The sequence below is a fragment of the Pseudomonas sp. NCIMB 10586 genome (genome assembly GCF_023127895.1).
Classification (GTDB): Bacteria; Pseudomonadota; Gammaproteobacteria; order Pseudomonadales; family Pseudomonadaceae; genus Aquipseudomonas; species Aquipseudomonas synxantha_A.
This window is the reverse complement of record NZ_SPKQ01000045.1, coordinates 323,471-342,833: the sequence shown is the minus strand read 5'-3', so window position 1 is coordinate 342,833 and position 19,363 is coordinate 323,471. Positions and strand designations below refer to the sequence as shown.

General features: G+C 59.9%; 20 protein-coding genes and 1 pseudogene. 17 read left to right on the top strand and 4 right to left on the bottom strand.

What is annotated here, in order from left to right; all coding sequences use genetic code 11:
* Nucleotides 1-256: 256 nt before the first annotated feature.
* Entirely contained in the window at nucleotides 257-796 is a 540-nt protein-coding gene (moaB, locus tag E4P01_RS21475; RefSeq protein ID WP_005788101.1) for a molybdenum cofactor biosynthesis protein B, read from the top strand.
* Entirely contained in the window at nucleotides 793-1,998 is a 1,206-nt protein-coding gene (gene glp, locus E4P01_RS21470; protein WP_216091431.1) for a gephyrin-like molybdotransferase Glp, read from the top strand. The genes moaB and glp overlap by 4 nt, the downstream gene beginning before the upstream one ends.
* 78 nt (nucleotides 1,999-2,076) lie before the next feature.
* On the opposite strand, the gene moaE is transcribed toward glp, so the two are convergent.
* The 4 genes from moaE to moaA are packed head-to-tail and all read right to left on the bottom strand — an operon-like array spanning nucleotide 2,077 to nucleotide 4,320.
* Entirely contained in the window at nucleotides 2,077-2,529 is a 453-nt protein-coding gene (gene moaE, locus E4P01_RS21465) for a molybdopterin synthase catalytic subunit MoaE (protein ID WP_078821300.1), read from the bottom strand.
* Nucleotides 2,530-2,532: 3 nt separating this feature from the next.
* Entirely contained in the window at nucleotides 2,533-2,784 is a 252-nt protein-coding gene (moaD, locus tag E4P01_RS21460) for a molybdopterin converting factor subunit 1 (protein ID WP_078821301.1), read from the bottom strand.
* Nucleotides 2,781-3,275: a cyclic pyranopterin monophosphate synthase MoaC gene (gene moaC / locus E4P01_RS21455; RefSeq protein WP_216091430.1), complete on the bottom strand. Its 495-nt coding sequence runs from the start codon at nucleotides 3,273-3,275 to the stop codon at nucleotides 2,781-2,783. The genes moaD and moaC overlap by 4 nt, the downstream gene beginning before the upstream one ends.
* Before the next feature lie 46 nt (nucleotides 3,276-3,321).
* Nucleotides 3,322-4,320 carry a GTP 3',8-cyclase MoaA gene (gene moaA / locus E4P01_RS21450; RefSeq protein ID WP_078821303.1) on the bottom strand — a complete coding sequence of 333 codons (999 nt, stop codon included), beginning with the start codon at nucleotides 4,318-4,320 and terminating at the stop codon, nucleotides 3,322-3,324.
* Nucleotides 4,321-4,731: 411 nt separating this feature from the next.
* Here moaA and E4P01_RS21445 point away from each other — a divergent pair, with 411 nt between their 5' ends.
* The 15 genes and pseudogenes from E4P01_RS21445 (at nucleotide 4,732) to E4P01_RS21375 (ending at nucleotide 19,081) form a co-directional block, all read left to right on the top strand.
* The gene (locus E4P01_RS21445; protein ID WP_248130126.1) at nucleotides 4,732-7,056 is read left to right on the top strand and encodes an FdhF/YdeP family oxidoreductase; all 2,325 of its coding nucleotides are present in this window, start codon (nucleotides 4,732-4,734) and stop codon (nucleotides 7,054-7,056) included.
* A 132-nt stretch (nucleotides 7,057-7,188) separates the two neighbouring features.
* Nucleotides 7,189-8,610, top strand: a complete 1,422-nt coding sequence (locus tag E4P01_RS21440; protein WP_216091428.1) for a cytochrome ubiquinol oxidase subunit I — start codon at nucleotides 7,189-7,191, stop codon at nucleotides 8,608-8,610.
* Between the two features lie 15 nt (nucleotides 8,611-8,625).
* Nucleotides 8,626-9,642: a cytochrome d ubiquinol oxidase subunit II gene (cydB, locus tag E4P01_RS21435; RefSeq protein ID WP_032875558.1), complete on the top strand. Its 1,017-nt coding sequence runs from the start codon at nucleotides 8,626-8,628 to the stop codon at nucleotides 9,640-9,642.
* Nucleotides 9,629-9,787, top strand: a complete 159-nt coding sequence (locus E4P01_RS21430) for a DUF2474 domain-containing protein (RefSeq protein ID WP_103734436.1) — start codon at nucleotides 9,629-9,631, stop codon at nucleotides 9,785-9,787. Before cydB ends, E4P01_RS21430 begins: the two co-directional genes overlap by 14 nt.
* Before the next feature lie 248 nt (nucleotides 9,788-10,035).
* Nucleotides 10,036-10,725: an isochorismatase family protein gene (locus tag E4P01_RS21425; protein ID WP_032875555.1), complete on the top strand. Its 690-nt coding sequence runs from the start codon at nucleotides 10,036-10,038 to the stop codon at nucleotides 10,723-10,725.
* A 64-nt stretch (nucleotides 10,726-10,789) separates the two neighbouring features.
* The gene (ycaC, locus tag E4P01_RS21420) at nucleotides 10,790-11,416 is read left to right on the top strand and encodes an isochorismate family cysteine hydrolase YcaC (protein WP_003191542.1); all 627 of its coding nucleotides are present in this window, start codon (nucleotides 10,790-10,792) and stop codon (nucleotides 11,414-11,416) included.
* Nucleotides 11,417-11,556: 140 nt separating this feature from the next.
* Entirely contained in the window at nucleotides 11,557-12,954 is a 1,398-nt protein-coding gene (locus E4P01_RS21415) for an OprD family outer membrane porin (RefSeq protein WP_248130137.1), read from the top strand.
* Between the two features lie 106 nt (nucleotides 12,955-13,060).
* Nucleotides 13,061-13,351, top strand: a pseudogene (locus tag E4P01_RS21410) (transporter); the annotation flags it as partial.
* Between the two features lie 27 nt (nucleotides 13,352-13,378).
* Nucleotides 13,379-13,675, top strand: coding sequence for a hypothetical protein (locus E4P01_RS21405; RefSeq protein WP_032875547.1), 297 nt, complete (start codon nucleotides 13,379-13,381; stop codon nucleotides 13,673-13,675).
* A gap of 222 nt (nucleotides 13,676-13,897) precedes the next feature.
* A complete protein-coding gene (gene pstS, locus E4P01_RS21400; protein ID WP_078821307.1) occupies nucleotides 13,898-14,929 on the top strand; it encodes a phosphate ABC transporter substrate-binding protein PstS in 1,032 nt (343 codons plus the stop codon).
* 75 nt (nucleotides 14,930-15,004) lie between these two features.
* The gene (gene pstC / locus E4P01_RS21395) at nucleotides 15,005-15,973 is read left to right on the top strand and encodes a phosphate ABC transporter permease subunit PstC (protein ID WP_005788132.1); all 969 of its coding nucleotides are present in this window, start codon (nucleotides 15,005-15,007) and stop codon (nucleotides 15,971-15,973) included.
* On the top strand, nucleotides 15,970-16,863 hold the full coding sequence (gene pstA / locus E4P01_RS21390) for a phosphate ABC transporter permease PstA (protein WP_005788134.1): 894 nt from the start codon (nucleotides 15,970-15,972) through the stop codon (nucleotides 16,861-16,863). Before pstC ends, pstA begins: the two co-directional genes overlap by 4 nt.
* 76 nt (nucleotides 16,864-16,939) lie before the next feature.
* A complete protein-coding gene (gene pstB, locus E4P01_RS21385) occupies nucleotides 16,940-17,701 on the top strand; it encodes a phosphate ABC transporter ATP-binding protein PstB (protein WP_019817112.1) in 762 nt (253 codons plus the stop codon).
* Nucleotides 17,702-17,756: 55 nt separating this feature from the next.
* Entirely contained in the window at nucleotides 17,757-18,455 is a 699-nt protein-coding gene (locus E4P01_RS21380; RefSeq protein ID WP_032880962.1) for a hypothetical protein, read from the top strand.
* Nucleotides 18,455-19,081 (top strand): hypothetical protein, encoded by a 627-nt coding sequence (locus tag E4P01_RS21375; RefSeq protein WP_032875543.1) that lies wholly within the window; start codon nucleotides 18,455-18,457, stop codon nucleotides 19,079-19,081. Before E4P01_RS21380 ends, E4P01_RS21375 begins: the two co-directional genes overlap by 1 nt.
* Nucleotides 19,082-19,363 lie beyond the last annotated feature (282 nt).

The following is a 19,363-nucleotide window of genomic DNA, read 5'->3' as shown; positions in this document are numbered from 1 at the left end:
GCCGTTCATGGCGCAAGGTGCTGGAACCCCGCGCAACCCGGCGAATGAATGAGCAGACGATCTCATTGTAACGGCAGGCACGTCCAATCACCTGTATTGACAGAGTGATTGATGCACTCGATAGCAGTCCAGGGCCGGCAGTAAAAGCCGTGATAGAAACGCTCGATAACCCGGTCAGTCGTAACGATTAGACAGCCATCGTTTCAGCGCTTTAGCCTCAGGCCATTGTTTTGATAATTGCCTGCCGGAGAATCACATGAGCGTCACGTCGGATGCATTGTTTGTACCCCTGAATATTGCCGTGTTGACGGTCAGCGATACCCGCGAATATGCCAATGACACCTCCGGGCAATTGCTGGTCAGTCGCCTGCTGGAAGCTGGGCACAGCCTGTTGGAGCGCAACCTGCTCAAGGATGACCTGTACAAAATTCGCGCCCAGGTGGCGGCCTGGATCGCCGATGAGCGCGTGCAGGTGGTGTTGATTACCGGCGGCACGGGGTTTACCGGCCGCGACAGCACCCCCGAGGCGGTGGGCTGTTTGCTGGATAAGCACATTGATGGTTTTGGTGAGCTGTTCCGTGCGATCTCGATTCTTGATATTGGTACGTCCACGGTGCAGAGCCGCGCCTTGGCCGGGTTGGCCAACGGCACGCTGGTGTGCTGCCTGCCGGGCTCGACGGGTGCTTGTCGTACTGCCTGGGAAGGTATTCTGGCCGAGCAGCTCGATGCGCGCCACCGACCATGTAACTTCGTGCCGCACCTCAAGCCGGTGGCTCTGTGCGGCACGCGAGGATGAGCCGCGCCGCGCTGATGTCGGTGGAGGAGGCCATTGCTGCGTTGTTGGCCCTGGCCGAGGAGCACCGCCTGCACGACAGCGAGCCGGTGCTGCTCAGCGATGCCCGGCAACGGGTGCTGGCCAATGACCTGGTGGCGAGCCTGGACCTGCCGCCCTGGCCCAACAGTGCCATGGACGGCTACGCCCTGAACCTCACAGACTGGCACGGCCAGCCACTGCCGGTGTCGCAGCAGATCTTCGCCGGTCAAGCGCCTGAACCGCTGCAGCCCGGTACCTGTGCGCGCATCTTCACCGGCGCACCGGTGCCGGACGGGGCCAACTGCATCGAAATGCAGGAGAACGCCGAGGTGCTGGACGATGCGCGTGTGCGCTTTACCCAGCCGCTGCGCGAGGGCCAGAATATCCGCACCCAAGGCCAGGAAAACCGCGCCGGTGAGGTATTACTGCAGGCCGGCAAGCGACTCGGCCCTTTCGAGCTGGCCATTGCGGCGGCCCAGGGCTGTACCCATGTGTCGGTGGTACGCCGGCCACGGGTGGCGCTGCTGTCCACCGGCGATGAACTGGCCGAGCCGGGCACACCGCTCAAGCCTGGCTGCATCTACAACAGCAATCGCACTTTGCTCAGCCATTGGCTGGGGGCACTGGGTTGTGAGGTCATCGACGGCGGCATTCTGCCCGACCAGTCGCAACTGACTCGGCTCAAGCTGGAGCAGCTGCAACAGGCGGCCGACCTGATTCTGACCACCGGCGGCGTGTCGGCCGGCGATGCCGATTGCCTCGGCCAGGTACTGCGTGAATGCGGCAAGCCATTGTTCTGGAAACTTGCGATCAAACCGGGCAAACCCCTGACCGTCGGTTCGTTTGGCCGAGTACCGGTGATTGGCCTGCCCGGCAACCCGGCCTCGGCACTGGTGACCTTCGGCTTGCTGGCCCGGGCTTATCTACTGCGTATCCAGGGCGTCGATGATGTCACGCCGATGAGCTTTGAGGTGAATGTGGGGTTTGACTGGCCCAAGGCCGGCAGTCGCCGCGAGTACCTGCGAGCCAGGATCGAGGCGGGCAGGGCGGTGCTGTATCCGAACCAGAGTTCCGGAGTGATGCTGGGGGCGTCGTGGGCGGATGGGTTGGTTGAAATTTGCGAGGGCAGCAGGTTGCAGATGGGTGATACGGCGCGGTTTATACCGTTCTCTGAGTTGTTCTGATTCGGGCACGCTAATGCCAGTTGTAGGAGCGAGCAAGCTCGCTCCTACACAGGGCGATGTACGCTTCCACATTCAGATCTAAAGCGCCCACCGCTCCTGCGCCAGTCGATCACTTTCCCGTCCTTCTACCCAACGCTCTCCAGCTGGCGTTTGCTCCCGCTTCCAGAACGGCGCCCGAGTCTTGAGGTAGTCCATCAGGAACGCGCAGGCCTCAAAGGCCGCCTGGCGATGTTGACTGGCGACGCCGACGAAGACGATGGCCTCACCCACTTGCAACGCGCCCACACGATGAACGATGCTTACCCGCTGCAACGGCCAGCGTTCGTGGGCTTGATCAACGATCAACTGCAGTGAGCGCTCGGTCATGCCCGGGTAGTGCTCAAGGAACAACGCGCTGACCTGATCGCCCTGGTTGATATCGCGTACATAACCGACGAACGTGGCCACGGCGCCAACGCCGGGGTCTTCGGCGTGTACGCTGCGGGTCAGTTCACCCAGGTCCAACAGTTCGGTCTGCACCTGAACCGGCATGGGTCAGCCTCCGGTCACTTGGGGGAAGAACGCAATTTCGTCGAAGTCTTCGATCAGCGCTTGCGGTGTGCAGAGTTCCTGGTTCAGCGCGCACATCAGGCTGGTTTCACCCAGCACCTGCTGCCAGGTCTCACCGCGGGCGCATAGCAATTGCCTGACGTCTGCAATGGTGCGCAGGGACTCATCCAATACGAGCTTTTCACCGCCAACGCCCAGTTGTTCACGGTAGCGCGCAAAGTAGTTGATCAGAATCATTGGGCGTCTCCTGCAATGAAGGTGCCTGACTTGCCGCCGTGTTTTTTCAGCAGCTGGATTCGGTCGATGACCATGCCCCGATCCACGGCCTTGCACATGTCATAGATCGTCAAGGCTGCCACGCTGGCGGCGGTCAGGGCTTCGAGTTCGACGCCGGTCTGGCCGTTGAGCCGGCAGGTGCTGAGGATCTGCACTCTGTCAGGCTCGATGGCGCGCAGTTCGAGGTGGATCGAACTGAGCATCAGCGGATGGCACAGCGGAATAAGCTCATGGGTTTTCTTCGCGGCCATGATCCCGGCGATACGTGCCACGGCAAACACGTCGCCCTTGGGATGGCCGTTGGCCTGGATCAGTTGCAAGGTGGCCGGCAACATGTGCACCCAAGCCTGGGCCTGGGCTTCGCGGGTGGTGGCGGCTTTGTCGGTGACGTCGACCATGCTGGCTCGGCCTGCGGCGTCCAGATGGGTCAGGGTAGGCGAGTGTTTTTGCATGGGGTACCTCGGGTCAACTGAGTACAAAGAAAGAGAAGCCGGCCAGCTAGCCGCCGGTCATGTTCATGAAACGCACCACCTGCACGTCATCGTTGAGCTCGAAGTTGTGTCGGTACGGCTTGATCTTCATCGACTCGAGAATGGCGTGCTCCAGCCGTTGCGGTTCACCCGGGTAACGGCGCAGCACCTCCTTGAGGTCGACCGAATGCTCGTTGCCCAGGCACAGCAGCAAGCGGCCTTCAACGGTCAGCCGCACGCGGTTGCAGGTGCCGCAGAAGTTGTGGCTGTGGGGGGAAATAAAGCCCAGGCGAATATGCGGTGCTTCGGCCAGGCGCCAGTAGCGTGAAGGGCCCTGGGTCGATTCGGCCGAGTCGATCAGGGTGTAGCGTTCGGCGATGCGCTCGCGCACTTGCGCGCTGGAATAGAAAGCCTCGGCACGGCTGTGTTCGCTGATCACGCCCAGGGGCATTTCCTCGATAAAGCTGATATCCACGCCGCGCTCGATGGCGAACGCTACCAGGTCGTTGATCTCGTGATCGTTGCGGCCTTTCATCACCACGCAATTGAGTTTGGTGTGTTGAAAACCCGCAGCATTCGCAGCGTCAATACCGGCGATGACTTTGGCTAGGTCGCCGGTGCGCGTCAGTTCGCGAAAGCGCTGGGGATCAAGGCTGTCGAGGCTGATATTCAGGCGCTTGAGGCCGGCGTCGAACAAGGGGGCTGCGAGCTTGCCCAACTGCGAGCCGTTGGTGGTCATGCACAGCTCGCGCAGGCCGGGGAGGGCGGCGATGCGCTGGCACAGGTCAACCACACCTGGGCGAATCAGCGGCTCGCCGCCGGTCAGGCGAATTTTGCGAGTGCCCAGGGTGACGAAGCTTTCAGCCAGTTGATACAGCTCTTCCAGTGTGAGGATGCGTTGGCGCGGCAGGAACTGCATGTCCTCGGCCATGCAATACACACAACGGAAATCGCAGCGGTCGGTCACCGACATTCTGAGATAGTCGACCCGGCGAGAAAAACTATCCATCAGGATTTTATCGGTCATGGAAACCTCCGGCTGCGACTCAATAAGAGCGTAGCCATGGCGTTGTTTTTGAGCGCTCGACAGAGATGGGAGCCTTATTTGATTCAAGCCTAAAGTTGTTTTTCAAGGGCGTCTAATCACTATTAACAACTGAGTGATCGATGAAATCTATAACGATTTTATTGGGGCTTTCCAGGTTCGTATCACTATGAAAAATAAAGATTTTAATCTTGATAGATGGTGTCGATGGCGTGGTCGTTATTTGTGATTAGACAGATGTTTTTGCAGGGCCTAGCCTGAATATGTAAACCGATTTCTAGACCGTGGAAAGATCGGTGCAAACACTGTTTGCGTTCTGCAATGCCTGAAAATAACCATCAATAAAGGCTTTAAGTTAGGCGCTGCCTATGCGTGAAGTCCTGGAGAAACATCATGAGCGAAGTTGAACGTTATAAACCGTACAAGGGGGCCGCCGCCGGTTGGGGCGCGCTGATCGCGGTGACGAAAAACTGGCTGGGCAGTGAAAACGTGCTCAAGAACATTCGTGCGATGCTCAAGACCAACCAGAACGGCGGTTTCGACTGCCCCGGTTGCGCCTGGGGCGAGTCGCCGGAAAGCGGCATGGTCAAGTTCTGCGAGAACGGCGCCAAGGCGGTCAACTGGGAAGCCACCGGGCGCCTGGTCAATCCGGCGTTCTTCAACAAATACACGGTGTCGTCGCTGGCAGCGCAAAGTGACTATTGGCTCGAATACCAGGGCCGCCTGACACACCCGATGCGCTATGACGACTCCCTGGACCGTTATGTCGAAATCACTTGGGATGATGCCTTTGCCCTGATCGCCAAGCACCTAAACGAACTGGAGTCGCCGGACCAGGCCGAGTTCTATACCTCGGGCCGCGCCAGTAACGAGGCGGCTTATTTGTATCAGCTGTTCGTTCGCGCCTACGGCACCAACAACTTTCCCGACTGTTCGAACATGTGCCACGAAGCCAGCGGCCTGGGCATGGACGACAGTGTTGGCGTGGGCAAAGGCACGGTGACCTTCGATGACCTGGAAGAAGCCGACGCGATTTTCGTCATCGGCCAGAACCCCGGCACCAACCACCCACGTATGCTCGAACCGCTGCGCGAGGCGGTAAAGCGCGGAGCCCAGGTGATCTGTTTCAACCCGCTCAAGGAGCGTGGGCTGGAGCGTTTCCAACACCCGCAGCATCCCCTGGAGATGCTCACCAACGGTTCCGAACCTACCTCGTCGGCGTACTTTCGCCCGGCCTTGGGCGGCGACATGGCGGCCTTTCGTGGTATCGCCAAGTTCCTGCTCAAATGGGAACGTGAAGCCCTGGAGAACGATGGCGAGGCAGTCTTCGACCGCGCTTTCATTGCCCAGCACACCTCGGGCCTGGAGCACTATCTGGCGCAAGTGGACGCCACCTCATGGGAGCATATCGTCGCGCAATCGGGCCTGAGCCTTGAGGATATCGAGCTGGCCGCACGCATGTACCGACGCGCCAAGCGGGTGATCATGTGCTGGGCGATGGGCGTGACCCAGCACACACACTCGGTGCTGACCGTGCAGGAAATCATCAACGTGCAACTGTTGCGCGGCAATATCGGCCGGCCAGGGGCGGGGCTATCGCCCGTGCGTGGCCACAGCAACGTGCAGGGCGACCGCACCATGGGCATCAACGAACTGGCGCCGCCGGAATTGATCAACGCATTGGAAGCACGCTTTGACTTCAAGGTCCCGCGCCGCCATGGTCACAACACGGTCATGGCGATTGCGGCCATGGAAGAAGGGCGCGCCAAGGTCTTCATCGGCCTGGGCGGCAATTTTGCCCAAGCCACGCCGGACACCCCGCGCACCCACGCGGCACTGCGCAAGTGCGACCTCACCGTGCATATCGCCACCAAGCTCAACCGTAGCCATCTGGTGACGGGGCGCGAAGCCTTGATCCTGCCGTGCCTGGGCCGCACCGATATCGACATCCAGGAACAAGGCCCGCAAGGCGTGACCGTTGAAGACACCTTCAGCATGGTGCACATCTCCCACGGCCAGCTGAAACCCAAGTCACCGCTGATGCGTTCGGAACCCGCCATCATTGCCGGGATCGCCAATGCGACCCTGGGTAAGCACCCGATCGACTGGCTGTGGACGGTGGCGGACTACGGCCGCATCCGCGACTTGATTGCCGACACCATTCCCGGCTTCAAGGACTTCAACACCAAACTGCTGCACCCGGGCGGCTTTCATCTGGGCAACGACGCAGCGCGACGCATCTGGAAAACCAACAGCGGCAAAGCCCAGTTTGTCTCCAGCGTGTTGCCGGCGCACCTGGTCAGCGAAGGCGTGCGCAACCTGGACGTCAAGCCGGAGCTGATCCTGCAGACCATGCGTTCCCACGACCAGTACAACACCACCCTGTACGGGCTCGATGACCGCTATCGCGGCGTCTATGGCATGCGCGATGTGGTGTTCGTCAATGAACAGGACATCCGCAAACTGGGCTACGAGCCGGGGCAGAAAGTCGACATGGTCTCGCTGTGGGGCGATGGCCGTGAGCGTCGGGTCAGCGGCTTCACCTTGATCGCCTATGACATTCCCGCCGGGCAGGCCGCCGCCTATTACCCCGAAACCAACCCGTTGGTGCCGCTGGAAAGCTATGGCGACCGCACCTTTACCCCGACGTCGAAGTTCATCGCCATCCGGCTTGAACCCGCGCCGGTCAGCAATCTGATCCAGTCCCACGGCGCTTGAGTCGTACCGGGGCGGCCAGTATGGCGCCCTGGTTTTCCCTGATCACTGCACATCCGTTTGCCCCAGGCCACCAGGCCTGAGGCACGCCGGGCCGGGTGCGCGTGAGCATCGTGTTTCAATAAGGGTATTGCCATGTTAAATTTCGAGGCGCTGGACCTTGCGCGAATTCAATTCGCCTTCACGGTCTCGTTTCACATTATTTTCCCCGCTATCACCATCGGCCTGGCCAGTTTCCTGGCGGTGCTCGAAGGCTTGTGGCTGAAAACCAACAACGCGGTCTACAAGGACCTGTATCACTTCTGGTCGAAGATCTTCGCCGTCAACTTCGGCATGGGCGTGGTCTCGGGCCTGGTCATGGCCTACGAGTTCGGCACCAATTGGAGCCGCTTCTCGGACTTTGCCGGCAGCATCACCGGGCCGTTGCTCACCTATGAGGTGCTGACGGCGTTCTTTCTGGAAGCGGGTTTCCTCGGGGTCATGCTGTTTGGCTGGAACCGGGTGGGGCGGGGTTTGCACTTCTTTTCCACGGTGATGGTCGCCATCGGGACGTTGATCTCGACGTTCTGGATCCTGGCGTCCAACAGCTGGATGCAAACGCCCCAGGGCTTCTCCATCGTGGATGGCCGGGTGGTGCCGCTGGACTGGTTCGCCATCGTCTTCAACCCGTCGTTCCCGTTCCGCCTGGCGCATATGGCAATCGCTGCCTTTGTTGCCACGGCGTTCTTCGTCGGCTCATCGGCGGCCTGGCACTTGCTGCGTAAAAACGACACCCCGGCAGTGCGTAAAATGCTCTCGATGGCGTTGTGGATGGCGTTGATCGTGGCTCCGATCCAGGCGGTCGTCGGTGATGCCCATGGTTTGAACACTCTGGAGCACCAGCCGGCGAAAATTGCTGCGATTGAAGGGCATTGGGAAAACGTCGGTAACGGCGCGACGCCGCTGGTGCTGTTCGGTATCCCTGACATGGAGGCCGAAAAGACCCGCTACGCGATAGAAGTCCCGTACCTGGGCAGCCTGATCCTCACCCACAGCCTGGACAAACAGATCCCGGCGCTCAAGAGCTTCCCCAAGCAAGACCGGCCGAACTCGAGCATCATTTTCTTCAGTTTCCGGATCATGGCCGGGCTGGGGATGTTGATGATCCTCACTGGGATACTGGGCTTGGCGTTGCGCCGTAACGGCGCGCTGTATCGCAATCGGTTATTCCTGCGCCTGGTGCTGTTCATGGGGCCGACCGGGCTGATCGCCATGCTGGCCGGCTGGATCACCACCGAAGTAGGGCGCCAGCCGTGGGTGGTCTACGGGCTGATGCGCACCGCCGACGCGGCGTCCAATCACAGCGTCACGCAATTGAGCATCTCCCTGGCGTTGTTTGTGCTGATCTACTTCTCGGTATTTGCCGTGGGTATCGGCTACATGATGAAGCTGGTGCGCAAGGGCCCGCAGCCCCATCACGACCATCCGCCACAGGGCGGCCCCGGCCAGGAACGCACACCGCGCCGTCCTCTGTCCGCTGTCACCGAGACGCTCGCGTCCGGCGACCACACCAACTGATCAAAGGGATTGCACATGGGCATTGTAGGTATAGACCTGTCGTTGATCTGGGGCGTGATCATTGCCTTCGGGGTGATGATGTACGTGATCATGGATGGCTTCGATTTGGGCCTGGGCATCCTGTTTCCGCTGATCCCGGACGAGCAGGAGCGCGACGTGATGATGAACACCGTGGCGCCGGTATGGGACGGTAACGAGACGTGGTTGGTACTCGGCGGCGCGGCGTTGTATGGGGCGTTTCCGCTGGCGTACTCGGTGATCCTGGAGGCGTTGTACCTACCGCTGATTTTCATGCTGGCCGGGCTGATCTTTCGTGGCGTGGCGTTTGAATTCCGCTTCAAGGCCAGCCCGCAGAAGCGGCATATCTGGGACATGGCGTTTATCGGCGGCTCGTTCCTGGCGACCTTTTGCCAGGGCGTGGTGATCGGCACCTACATCGCCGGCATTGCGGTGGTCAATCGCCAGTTTGCCGGGGGCAGCCTCGACTGGCTCTCGCCATTCCCGCTGTTCTGCGGGGTTGGGTTGGTGGTGGCCTACGCGTTGCTGGGCAGCACCTGGTTGCTGGTCAAGACCGAAGGCATGCTCGAATCGCGCATGCGCCTGTTCAGCCGCTATCTGGCCTTCGCGCTGATGGCGGTGGTGGCGGTGCTGTGCGTGTGGACGCCGTGGCTGCACCCGGAAATCGCCCTGCGCTGGTTTGCCCAGGCGCACATTGTGGTGTTTGGCGGCCTGATGCTGCTGGGCGTACTGGCACTGGTGGGGCTGTTGAAAACGTTGCGCCAACACCACTCGCACTGGCCGTTCGTATTCACCCTGATGCTGGTGTTCCTGGGGTATATCGGGCTGGCCTTCAGCATCTGGCCGAACATTGTGCCGCCATCTATCAGCTTGTGGGACGCTGCGTCGCCGCCTTCGAGCCAGTTGTTCATCCTGATCGGCACGCTGTTCATCCTGCCGATCATCCTGATGTACACCTGCTGGAGCTACTACGTATTCCGCGGCAAAGTGAGGATTGGCGATGGCTACCACTAAGGGTGAAAAGCCGCGGCCTGCTGGCCGTTGGTACCAGCGGGTGTTCTGGCTGATCGCTATCTGGTTCGCCAGCGTGCTCGCCCTCGGCATCCTTGCGAGTGGCTTGCGCTGGATGATGCACATGGCTGGCATGACTAGCCATTGAGGCGAGCCTGATCCAATGTGGAAGGGGCGGCACATCGTTCCATTTTTGAGATGCAGCGGCCCGGTTCAGCCACTACCTAACCCTGAACCTGATGATTAAGGTGGCTCCATTGTTTTTTCGCAGGTGTCCTACAGGCGCAAGTCGTGGATACCGGTCGGAGCGTGTCTATACAGGAAGTGCAGACACTGCCGGGCACTGTTCCGGCACACCATTCCAGGGAGGTTTATCCAAGCAAAGAGGAAATGCAAATGACTGCATCAGGTAACGCTGCAAACTTCAATGGTCAAAAGCCGACGATTGATCCCGCCGACACGGCCATGTTGCTGATCGACCACCAGAGTGGCCTGTTCCAGATCGTCAAGGACATTGATGTTCCTCAACTGCGCGCTAACGCTATCGCGTTGGCCAAGGCCGCGACCCTGTTGAAAATCCCGGTCATCACTACCGCTTCGGTTCCACAAGGCCCCAATGGCCCGCTGATCCCGGAAATCCACGAGGCCGCGCCGCATGCCCAATACGTCGCCCGCCGTGGCGAAATCAACGCCTGGGACAACCCTGAGTTCCACGCCGCCGTCAAAGCCACCGGCAAGAAAACCCTGGTGATCGCCGGCACCCTGACCAGCGTATGCCTGGCGTTTCCGTCCATCGCGGCGGTGCATGAAGGCTACAAGGTGTTTGCGGTGGTCGACGCTTCGGGCAACCACTCCAAGCTCGCCACTGACCTGACCATCGCGCGCCTGGCCCAAGCCGGCGCAGTGCCGATCGACATCATGGGCACGCTGTCGGAGCTGCAAGGTTCCTGGAACCGCCCGGATGCCCAGGAGTGGGCGAATGTCTACACCCAGGCCATGCCGCACTACCAACTGCTGATCGAGAGCTACATCAAGGCTCAGGAAGTGGCAAACAATCACGAAGAACTAGACTCACAGCGCAAGTAAACACGCTGGGTTCTTTACCGGGCGCCCACTCGGGGCATCACCTTCATTTATCAGGAGTACCACCATGTCTACACCTTACGTTCGCTTGGACAAAGACAACGCCGCTGTGCTGTTGGTCGACCATCAGGCTGGCTTGCTGTCATTGGTCCGCGACATCGACCCGGACAAATTCAAGAACAACGTGCTGGCCCTGGCTGACCTGGCCAAGTACTTCAAGCTGCCGACCATCCTGACCACCAGTTTCGAAACCGGCCCGAACGGCCCGCTGGTACCCGAGCTCAAGGCGCTGTTCCCGGACGCCCCGTATATCGCCCGTCCTGGCCAGATCAATGCCTGGGACAACGAAGACTTCGTCAAGGCCATCAAGGCCACCGGCAAGAAGCAACTGATCATTGCCGGCGTGGTGACCGAAGTGTGCGTGGCGTTCCCGGCGCTGTCGGCGCTGGCGGAAGGCTTCGAGGTGTTTGTGGTTACCGACGCCTCCGGCACCTTCAATGAGCTGACCCAGCAATCGGCCTGGGCCCGCATGTCGGCCAACGGCGCGCAACTGATGACCTGGTTTGGCCTGGCCTGTGAGCTGCACCGCGACTGGCGCAACGATATCGAAGGCTTGGGGACGTTGTTCTCCAACCACATCCCGGACTACCGCAACCTGTTCACCAGCTACAACGCGTTGACTGAAGGCAAGTAAGCCTGGAATGCAGGCTGCCGATGTATTGGCAGCTTGCACTTGCTCCTGGGATAGGGCCGCTTGCGCGCGGGCACTACGGCGACCGTGACGGTGATTGAACAACCACAGGAGCAACGCTGATGCCTATTTTCAAGCGGATCATGCGTGCCTCCATGTCGCTCACGGTGTCACTCTCGGCGGCGGGCGTACAGGCCGATAACTCCTTGGGCCAACGGGATAACCTCAGCACCGGTATCAATGAACGACAGAAAGCCGAACTGGCGGTGACGCCGGGATTTGTCAGCGGCTCGTCCCTCAATGGGCTGCTGCGCAATTACTACCTGGGCCGCGATAACCACAACACGCCGTCGCGCCTGGATCAGCGTGAATGGGTGCAAGGTGTGTACCTGTCGTTTCGCTCGGGTTACACCGACACGCCGATTGGTGTGGGGGTCGATGTGCATGGGTTCTATGGTCTCAAGCTCGATGGCGGTGGAGGCAGTGGCGGCGCGGGTTTGCTGCCGCTGGATTCGAAAAAGGCTCCGGACTCTGACTTCTCGGCAGCGGGCGCGGCACTCAAGCTGCGCGGCTTGGGCAGCTTGGTGCAGGCAGGTGACCAGTATCTGGATAACCCACTGGTGGCCAGCGGTGTGAGCCGGGTGTTCCCACAGACCTTTCGTGGCGTCACGCTGAAGAACTACAGCTTGCAAAACCTGACCCTCGACACCGGCTGGGTCGATTCCACACGCCTGCGCAACCAGAGCGGCCAGAGCCACCTGACCACCAGTTACGGCACTGGCAACAAGGCCGGTGTGGCGGCCGAGCGCGAGAGTTCGCACATGAGCTGGCTGGGCGGCGTTTACAGTGCGCCGGGCGGGGTTAAGCTGACGCTGTATGGCGGCCAGCTCAGCGATATCTGGAGCCAGTATTACGCTGGGGTGAGCTACCCCTTCACGTTGAGCCATGGGGTCACGCTGACGCCGTATGTGCATTACTTCAAGACCCGTGACCAGGGCCAAAGCCACTTGGGGCGCATCGACAACAATACTTACACCGGCGGCCTGACCCTGTCCGGCGCAGGCCAGAGCCTGACCCTCGGTGTGCAGAAGGTCGACGGCGACACGCCGTTCGACTACGTCGTGCAGGACGACCGCACGTTTATGTATCTGAACAATTCCCAGCAATACGCCGACTTCAATGCCCCGGGTGAAAGGTCCTGGAAGATCCAATATCAGACCAGCCTGGCCTTCATCAACGCACCGGACTTCCAGCTCAGCACCTCCTACACCCAGGGTGAAGCGGACCTGACGCGAGTCGACCCCAACAGCACCGGCTACGGCTACATCTATAACGCTGCGGGCAAGGATGCGCACCACTGGGAACGCGACGTCGCCCTGCGTTATGCGGTGCCGGGCGGCAAGGCCAAGGGCTTGAACGTTACATTGCGCTGGGCCGCGCATCGATCCGGCCAAGGCTATACCGCGCCGGGCAATACCCGTGGCAACTCGAATGCCGATGAGTACCGGGTGATCGTGGATTACCCATTCAACGTTTTTTAATCGGCAGTCAATGAAGGTGCTGTATGCGTCAAACACAATGGATTCAGGTACTGGGCATCAGCTCTGCATTGGCCTGCGCCACCAGCGAGGCGGACAGTGTCAGAACGCCAGCAGTATCCAGCCGGGCCAAGCGATCCACAGTAACCTCGCGGTGTCCTACGCCGTTGCCGAACGCTGGCGGGTCGGCGTGACGGGGTATCAACTCAAGCAGATCAGCGATGACCGTATCGATGGCCATCGGCAACAGCACTCCAGGAAGCAAGTGGTAGGCATAGGATCCGGCGTGATGTATCAGCAAGGCAAGCGAACATTCTTTGCGAACCTGTATTTTGAAAGTGGCGCTGAAAATCGCGCCCAAGGGACGCAACTGACGCTACGTTACCTCCAGGCGTTTTAGCGCTTAATACTTAGAGGCAGTCATGCTATGCACAATCTTTTTCTAGTAACGCTGGCCTTTGCGGCGGTAAGCGTATTGCCTGCGTGTTCCACCCAACTGACCGAGCGCGGTTTTAACGTCAACCTGGTCACTGCCTCGTCTTCGAACCAGTGTCGACTGATTGAAATGTTCACCGTGCAGGGGGCTGGGCCGGATGACACCTTGCGACGGGCGCTCAACCAGGCGGCGGTTCTTGGGGCAGACAGCATGGCTGTGGCAGATGGCAAGGAAACGGCCGATGGCGCCGAGATCAGGGGGGCCGCCTTGATTTGTCGCCAGCCATGAGCCCTGCGGGGGCGGGGCTGCTGCGTAGCTCAGCAGGAGCAAGCGCCCCCGCTATAGGGGATCGCAGCATTTTAGACGCAATTTGTTACTAACCAATCGCCCGAAAATACATCGTTGTAGCGGCAAACAGGGACAAAACCCCGGTTCGCCATTCAATTTTCATAAAAATGTAACAACCCTGCTGCACAGTTCGGGAGCCCGTCACCACAACGAGTTCTTTTAATGAAAAGCTTGATGAAGTCTGCAGCACTGGCCGTTACGGTTTCTCTTTGTGCCTCCTCCATGGCCTTCGCCGCCGAAAACGTGCGTCTCACCGGCTCCGGCGCCAGCTTCCCTGCACCGATCTACCTCACCTGGTTCAAGGACTTCAGCAAGAAGACCGCTGGCGTCACTGTGGATTATCAATCCAAGGGCAGCGGCGCAGGTGTGCAGGACTTCCTGAATAAAACCGTCGATTTCGCCGCCAGTGATTCGGCCATGAAAGATGAAGACATCGCCAAGGTGGCCGAAGGCGTGCAATTGCTGCCGATGACCGCGGGTGAAATCGTGCTGGCGTATAACCTGCCGGGCAACCCCAAGGGCCTCAAGCTGCCACGCGATGTGTATTCCAATATCTTCCTGGGCAAGATCACCAAGTGGAACGACCCACAGATAGTCGCCGCCAACCCGGACCTGAAACTGACCGACACACCGATCACCGTGGTAGTGCGTGCAGACTCCAGCGGCACCACGGCGGTGTTCACCAAGCATTTGGCGACCATCAATCCTGAATTCAAAACGGCGCTGGGGGAGGGCAACACGGTCAACTGGCCAGCCAGCGACAAATTCATCAAGTCGCCCAAGAACGATGGCGTGACGGCCACCGTACGCCAGACGCCAGGCGCGATTGGCTACATCGAGTACGGCTTCGCCAAGCTGGCCAAGGTCGACTTCGCCCAGTTGCAGAACAAGGCCGGCCAGTACGTAGTACCGAACGCCGAGAGCGGTGCCGAGGCCCTGGCAGCAGTGAAAATGCCGGAAAGCCTGGTGGCCTGGCTGCCGGATCCGGACGGTGCCAAGTCCTACCCGATCACGTCCTACACCTGGATGATCTTCCGCAAGGACAACGGTAATCCGGCCAAGGCCAAGGCCATGCGCGAAATGGTCGAGTACAGCTTGACCGAGGGGCAGAAAATCGCCGACTCGATGGGCTACATCCCGCTGCCGCAATCGGTGGTCGATCAGGTGCGCAAAGCTTCCGCCAACATCCAGTAACACCCGTGAGGTCGCTCTTGGCCTGGGCTGTCAGCCAGGCCGGGAGCGTTTCCCCCCTTGTTCCGGAATTCGCCCATGATCAAACCTTTCGTCGTCCCGGTTAACCCGGATTCTGCCTGCCAACCCCCCTCTGCAAAAGACTTCCTGGTCGATCGCACCTTCCGTGGGCTCGCGCGAATCGGGGTGGTACTGATTCTGGCGTTGGTCGCAGCCTTGGTATTCGAGGTGGGACGCAAGGCTCTTCCCGGCATGGAGAAGCACGGTTTCGACGTGCTTTTTGGCAGTGTCTGGGATGTCAACCAAGGCAAGTACGGGATCCTGCCGGCGATTTGGGGCACGCTCTATAGCGCCCTGATTGCGCTGCTGATTGCAGGGGTTTTCGGCGTCAGCATGGCGATTTTCCTGACTCAGGATTTCCTGCCGGCGAAGCTGGCGGCGGTGTTTCGCACCATCGTTGAGTTGCTCGCGGCCATCCCCAGCGTGGTGTATGGCCTGTGGGGCATCTACGTGGTGATCCCGGCGATCCGGCCACTGACCACCTGGTTGAACAGTGAACTGGGCTGGATCCCGTTTTTCGGCACCTCCTTGAGCGGGCCAGGGTTGCTGCCTGCGGCGCTGGTATTGGCGATCATGATTCTGCCGACGATTGCCGCCGTGTCCCAGGACGCCCTGACCAGCGTGCCGATGAAAACCAAGCAGGCTGCCTACGGTATGGGGACTACCCATTGGGAGGCGATTCTCAAGGTGATGGTGCCTTCTGCCGCCACTGGTATTTTCGGTTCGCTGGTGCTCGGCCTCGGCCGCGCGCTGGGTGAAACCATGGCGCTGGCAATGCTGGTGGGCAACGCCAACAACATCTCACTGTCGCTGTTTGCGCCGGCCAATACCTTGGCGGCCTTGTTGGCGCTGAACTTTCCCGAAGCCGGGCCGAATGAGATCGAGGTGTTGATGTACGCCGCGCTCGTGCTGATGTTTATCACGCTGCTGGTGAACGTCATCGGTTCCATGATCATGCTCTACGCCCAGCGCGGTACTAAACAATGACTGACCTCACGTCCCCAATCACCGCGGTGCCCAGCCTGCAGCGCAAGTTCGAAGGCCGCGCCCTGCGCAGCCTGGTGTTGACAACGCTGGTCTGGCTGGGCGCGCTGCTGGCCAGTGTGCCGCTGATTTCCGTGCTCTACATGCTGATCACCCGTGGTGGCGCACGCCTGAGCCTGGAAGTGTTTACCGAACTGCCGCCCACCGGCTTCGAAACCGGCGGCGGTTTCGGCAACGCCATGGCAGGCACCTTTGTGATGGTCGGCATTGCTGCCGCCATCGCGGTGCCGGTCGGCATCATGGCGGCGATCTTCCTGGCCGAACTGGGGCCGGACAGCAAATTGGCGAACACTGCGCGCTTTGCCGCCAAGATGCTCACGGGCCTGCCGTCGATCCTGGCCGGGGTGTTCGCCTACGCCCTGGTGGTCATGACCACCGGTACTTACTCGGCGCCAGCGGGCGGTGTAGCCCTGGCGGTACTGATGCTGCCGATCGTGGTGCTCACCGCCGAAGAGTCGATGCGCATGGTGCCCAAGATCATGAAGGACGCCGCCTACGGCATGGGCTGCACGCGCTCGCAGGTGATCTGGAAGATCATTTTGCCGACCGGCCTGCCGGCGATCCTCACCGGCGTGATGCTCGCCGTGGCCCGTGCTGCCGGTGAAACCGCGCCGCTGCTGTTTACCGCGCTGTTCAGCAACTACTGGATCTACCACGACGGCGACCTCGCGGTCATGAACCCCACGGCCTCGCTGGCGGTGCTGATCTACAACTTCTCCGGCATGCCGTTCGACAACCAGCTTGAGCTCGCCTGGGCGGCCTCGTTGGTGTTGGTGATGATTGTGCTGGTTGTCAATATTGTCAGCCGTATCTTCGGCAAGCCCAAGTATTAAGAACGGGAGCATCTGAATTTTGAACGTCTCAACTGCGCAAATAGCCGCTCCGTTTGTCACCCAGTCGCCTGTGGTCATGGACTGCAAGCTGGACAGGATTTTCTACGGCAACTTCATGGCGGTGCGTGACAGCCATGTGCCGATTGAAAAAAACAAGATCACCGGGTTTATCGGCCCGTCGGGCTGCGGCAAAAGTACTGTGCTGCGCAGCCTCAACCGCATGAACGATTTGGTGAAGGGCTTTCGCTTCGAGGGCCACGTGCATTTCCTCGGCCAGGACGTGTATGGCAAGGGCGTCGACCCGGTGGTGGTACGCCGCTATATCGGCATGGTGTTCCAGCAGCCCAACCCGTTTTCCATGAGCATCTTCGACAACGTCGCGTTCGGCCTGCGCCTGAACCGCTACAAAGGCGACCTCGGCGACCGCGTCAAGCACGCCCTGCAAGGCGCGGCGCTGTGGGATGAGGTCAAGGACAAGCTCAAGGTCAGTGGCTTGTCGCTCTCTGGTGGTCAGCAGCAGCGGTTGTGTATCGCCCGCGCCATCGCCACCGAGCCGGAAGTGCTGTTGCTCGATGAGCCGTGTTCGGCCCTCGACCCTATCGCGACCCGCCGGGTGGAGGAGCTGATGGTGGAATTGAAGAAGGACTACACCATCGCACTGGTGACCCACAACATGCAGCAGGCCATCCGGGTAGCAGACACCACGGCGTTTTTCTCGGTGGATATTTCCCAAGGCACGCGCACTGGCTACCTGGTGGAAATGGGCCCGACTGCGCAGATTTTCGGCAGCCCGCGTGAGCAGATGACCGAGGATTACATCAGCGGCAAGTTCAGCTGAGCCATCCATGTTCGATAACAGCCGCACCTGCGCCAACGTCTTCTCGGGAATGCCAATGCCTGTAACGCATCGTCTAGATTTGCCAGCGATTGAACGCGCCCTGCGTAAGGTGCAGAGCCGCTTTGCCCAGCTCAGCACGCAGTTTACCGAGCCGCGGGACCCGCTGACGGACGAGGTGTTGGAGAATGTGCTTGCAGGTTATGCGCTGGTTGACGACTACGTCGCCCAGGGCGTGGACCTGTTTGATCTGCACCACCTTGATCTGATGCTGGAGATCAACGCCACGGTGCTCTGTGGTCGAGATCCGGCACGCCGCCTGGAATACGCGCAACACCTGGCCGCAACCGAGGAGCACTTTTTCAACAACGTTGAGGGTGGCATCAAGGACTTGTTCAATTGGTACTGCGCCTACCGCAGTGAATCGGTGTGGAAGCGTGCAGCAGGTGTGTATGTACGCATCCTCAGCAAACCGCAATTGTTCATCGAAGGTAATAACCGCAGTGGCTCGCTGATCGTCAGCTACCTGCTGATGCGTGCAGGGTTGCCGCCGTTCGTGCTGACACTCGAAAACGCCGAAGGCTACTTCAACCCCTCCTCGGTGATCCGCAACTCGGCCAAACATGGGGTGAAGGCCCTGTATGAATTGCCCAAGATCAAGAAAAAGTACGCCGCGTTCCTGGAGGAACAAGCGCCTGATCCGGGTGTGTTTTTCTTGAGCGACGCACCGCAACCAATCTATCAGGGAGGCCAATGATGAGCAGGTATCAAACCTTTGCGGGCAAATGCCGAACGTCCGCCAACCTACTCGTTCAAGCCCTGTCCACGCGTCTGCTCACACGGCCACGCGTACGGATCTCGTTTGATATCGACGACACCCTGGCCTGCCAACTTGATCACTCGCCCGTGGAAAGCAGCTGGTTGCCGGCCTGCGTCCATCGCTGGTGGGGCGAGCCGCTGCGTGTCGGCACCCGCTCCCTGACCCGGGAGCTACGGCGCCAGGGGTGCAGCATCTGGGTTTACACCTCGTCAGGCCGGGCGCCTTCGTATATCAGGCGTTGGCTGATGCTGTACGGCATACGCGTCGATGGCGTGGTGAACAGCGTCGTGCATAACCAAGCCCTCAACGCGCGCGGGCTGTTGAACACGCCGTCGAAGCTTCCGTCGGCCTTCGATATCGATTTACACGTGGATGATTCCGAGGGCGTGCGCATAGAAGGTCATGAACATGGCTTTCGTGTGGTCGTGGTTGACCCGCAGGATGGGCAGTGGGCGCAGAGAGTACTTGAAGCTGTCGCGGGCGTGCAGGCGCAATTGGCCAGGCAGCAAGTGCCCCGATATCAAAAGCCGGCGCGACAAGGTGCTGAAGTTTTTTCTTCCTGAGGGCGAGTGTTATCTGCATCGCTATTTGATATTGGATCGTTATTGGGTTGAGTAAGTCATCCATAACGCGCGCGGCGGGTTTAATTAGTCCTGACCCATTAGTCACGTAAAAAACAAACGCCCACTTATTGTTTGTTAAATAGCGCTCCCGGCGCTTTTTTTGTATGGGCGCTTAATAACAGCTCCTTACAATCCGATAGTCGGTCGATGTACGGCAATGTTTCTACGCTAATGTTGACAAGCTTCCTTAATGGTCAAAGTCGATATTAAGAAAAGAAGCAG

Excerpts from the sequence above, each read along its gene's own strand:
- moaB (WP_005788101.1), top strand. The coding sequence starts at position 257 with ATGAGCGTCACGTCGGATGCATTGTTTGTACCCCTGAATATTGCCGTG.
- glp (WP_216091431.1), top strand. The coding sequence starts at position 793 with ATGAGCCGCGCCGCGCTGATGTCGGTGGAGGAGGCCATTGCTGCGTTG.
- moaE (WP_078821300.1), bottom strand. The coding sequence starts at position 2,529 with ATGCCGGTTCAGGTGCAGACCGAACTGTTGGACCTGGGTGAACTGACC.
- moaD (WP_078821301.1), bottom strand. The coding sequence starts at position 2,784 with ATGATTCTGATCAACTACTTTGCGCGCTACCGTGAACAACTGGGCGTT.
- moaC (WP_216091430.1), bottom strand. The coding sequence starts at position 3,275 with ATGCAAAAACACTCGCCTACCCTGACCCATCTGGACGCCGCAGGCCGA.
- moaA (WP_078821303.1), bottom strand. The coding sequence starts at position 4,320 with ATGACCGATAAAATCCTGATGGATAGTTTTTCTCGCCGGGTCGACTAT.
- E4P01_RS21445 (WP_248130126.1), top strand. The coding sequence starts at position 4,732 with ATGAGCGAAGTTGAACGTTATAAACCGTACAAGGGGGCCGCCGCCGGT.
- E4P01_RS21440 (WP_216091428.1), top strand. The coding sequence starts at position 7,189 with ATGTTAAATTTCGAGGCGCTGGACCTTGCGCGAATTCAATTCGCCTTC.
- cydB (WP_032875558.1), top strand. The coding sequence starts at position 8,626 with ATGGGCATTGTAGGTATAGACCTGTCGTTGATCTGGGGCGTGATCATT.
- E4P01_RS21430 (WP_103734436.1), top strand. The coding sequence starts at position 9,629 with ATGGCTACCACTAAGGGTGAAAAGCCGCGGCCTGCTGGCCGTTGGTAC.
- E4P01_RS21425 (WP_032875555.1), top strand. The coding sequence starts at position 10,036 with ATGACTGCATCAGGTAACGCTGCAAACTTCAATGGTCAAAAGCCGACG.
- ycaC (WP_003191542.1), top strand. The coding sequence starts at position 10,790 with ATGTCTACACCTTACGTTCGCTTGGACAAAGACAACGCCGCTGTGCTG.
- E4P01_RS21415 (WP_248130137.1), top strand. The coding sequence starts at position 11,557 with ATGCGTGCCTCCATGTCGCTCACGGTGTCACTCTCGGCGGCGGGCGTA.
- E4P01_RS21405 (WP_032875547.1), top strand. The coding sequence starts at position 13,379 with ATGCACAATCTTTTTCTAGTAACGCTGGCCTTTGCGGCGGTAAGCGTA.
- pstS (WP_078821307.1), top strand. The coding sequence starts at position 13,898 with ATGAAAAGCTTGATGAAGTCTGCAGCACTGGCCGTTACGGTTTCTCTT.
- pstC (WP_005788132.1), top strand. The coding sequence starts at position 15,005 with ATGATCAAACCTTTCGTCGTCCCGGTTAACCCGGATTCTGCCTGCCAA.
- pstA (WP_005788134.1), top strand. The coding sequence starts at position 15,970 with ATGACTGACCTCACGTCCCCAATCACCGCGGTGCCCAGCCTGCAGCGC.
- pstB (WP_019817112.1), top strand. The coding sequence starts at position 16,940 with ATGGACTGCAAGCTGGACAGGATTTTCTACGGCAACTTCATGGCGGTG.
- E4P01_RS21380 (WP_032880962.1), top strand. The coding sequence starts at position 17,757 with ATGCCTGTAACGCATCGTCTAGATTTGCCAGCGATTGAACGCGCCCTG.
- E4P01_RS21375 (WP_032875543.1), top strand. The coding sequence starts at position 18,455 with ATGAGCAGGTATCAAACCTTTGCGGGCAAATGCCGAACGTCCGCCAAC.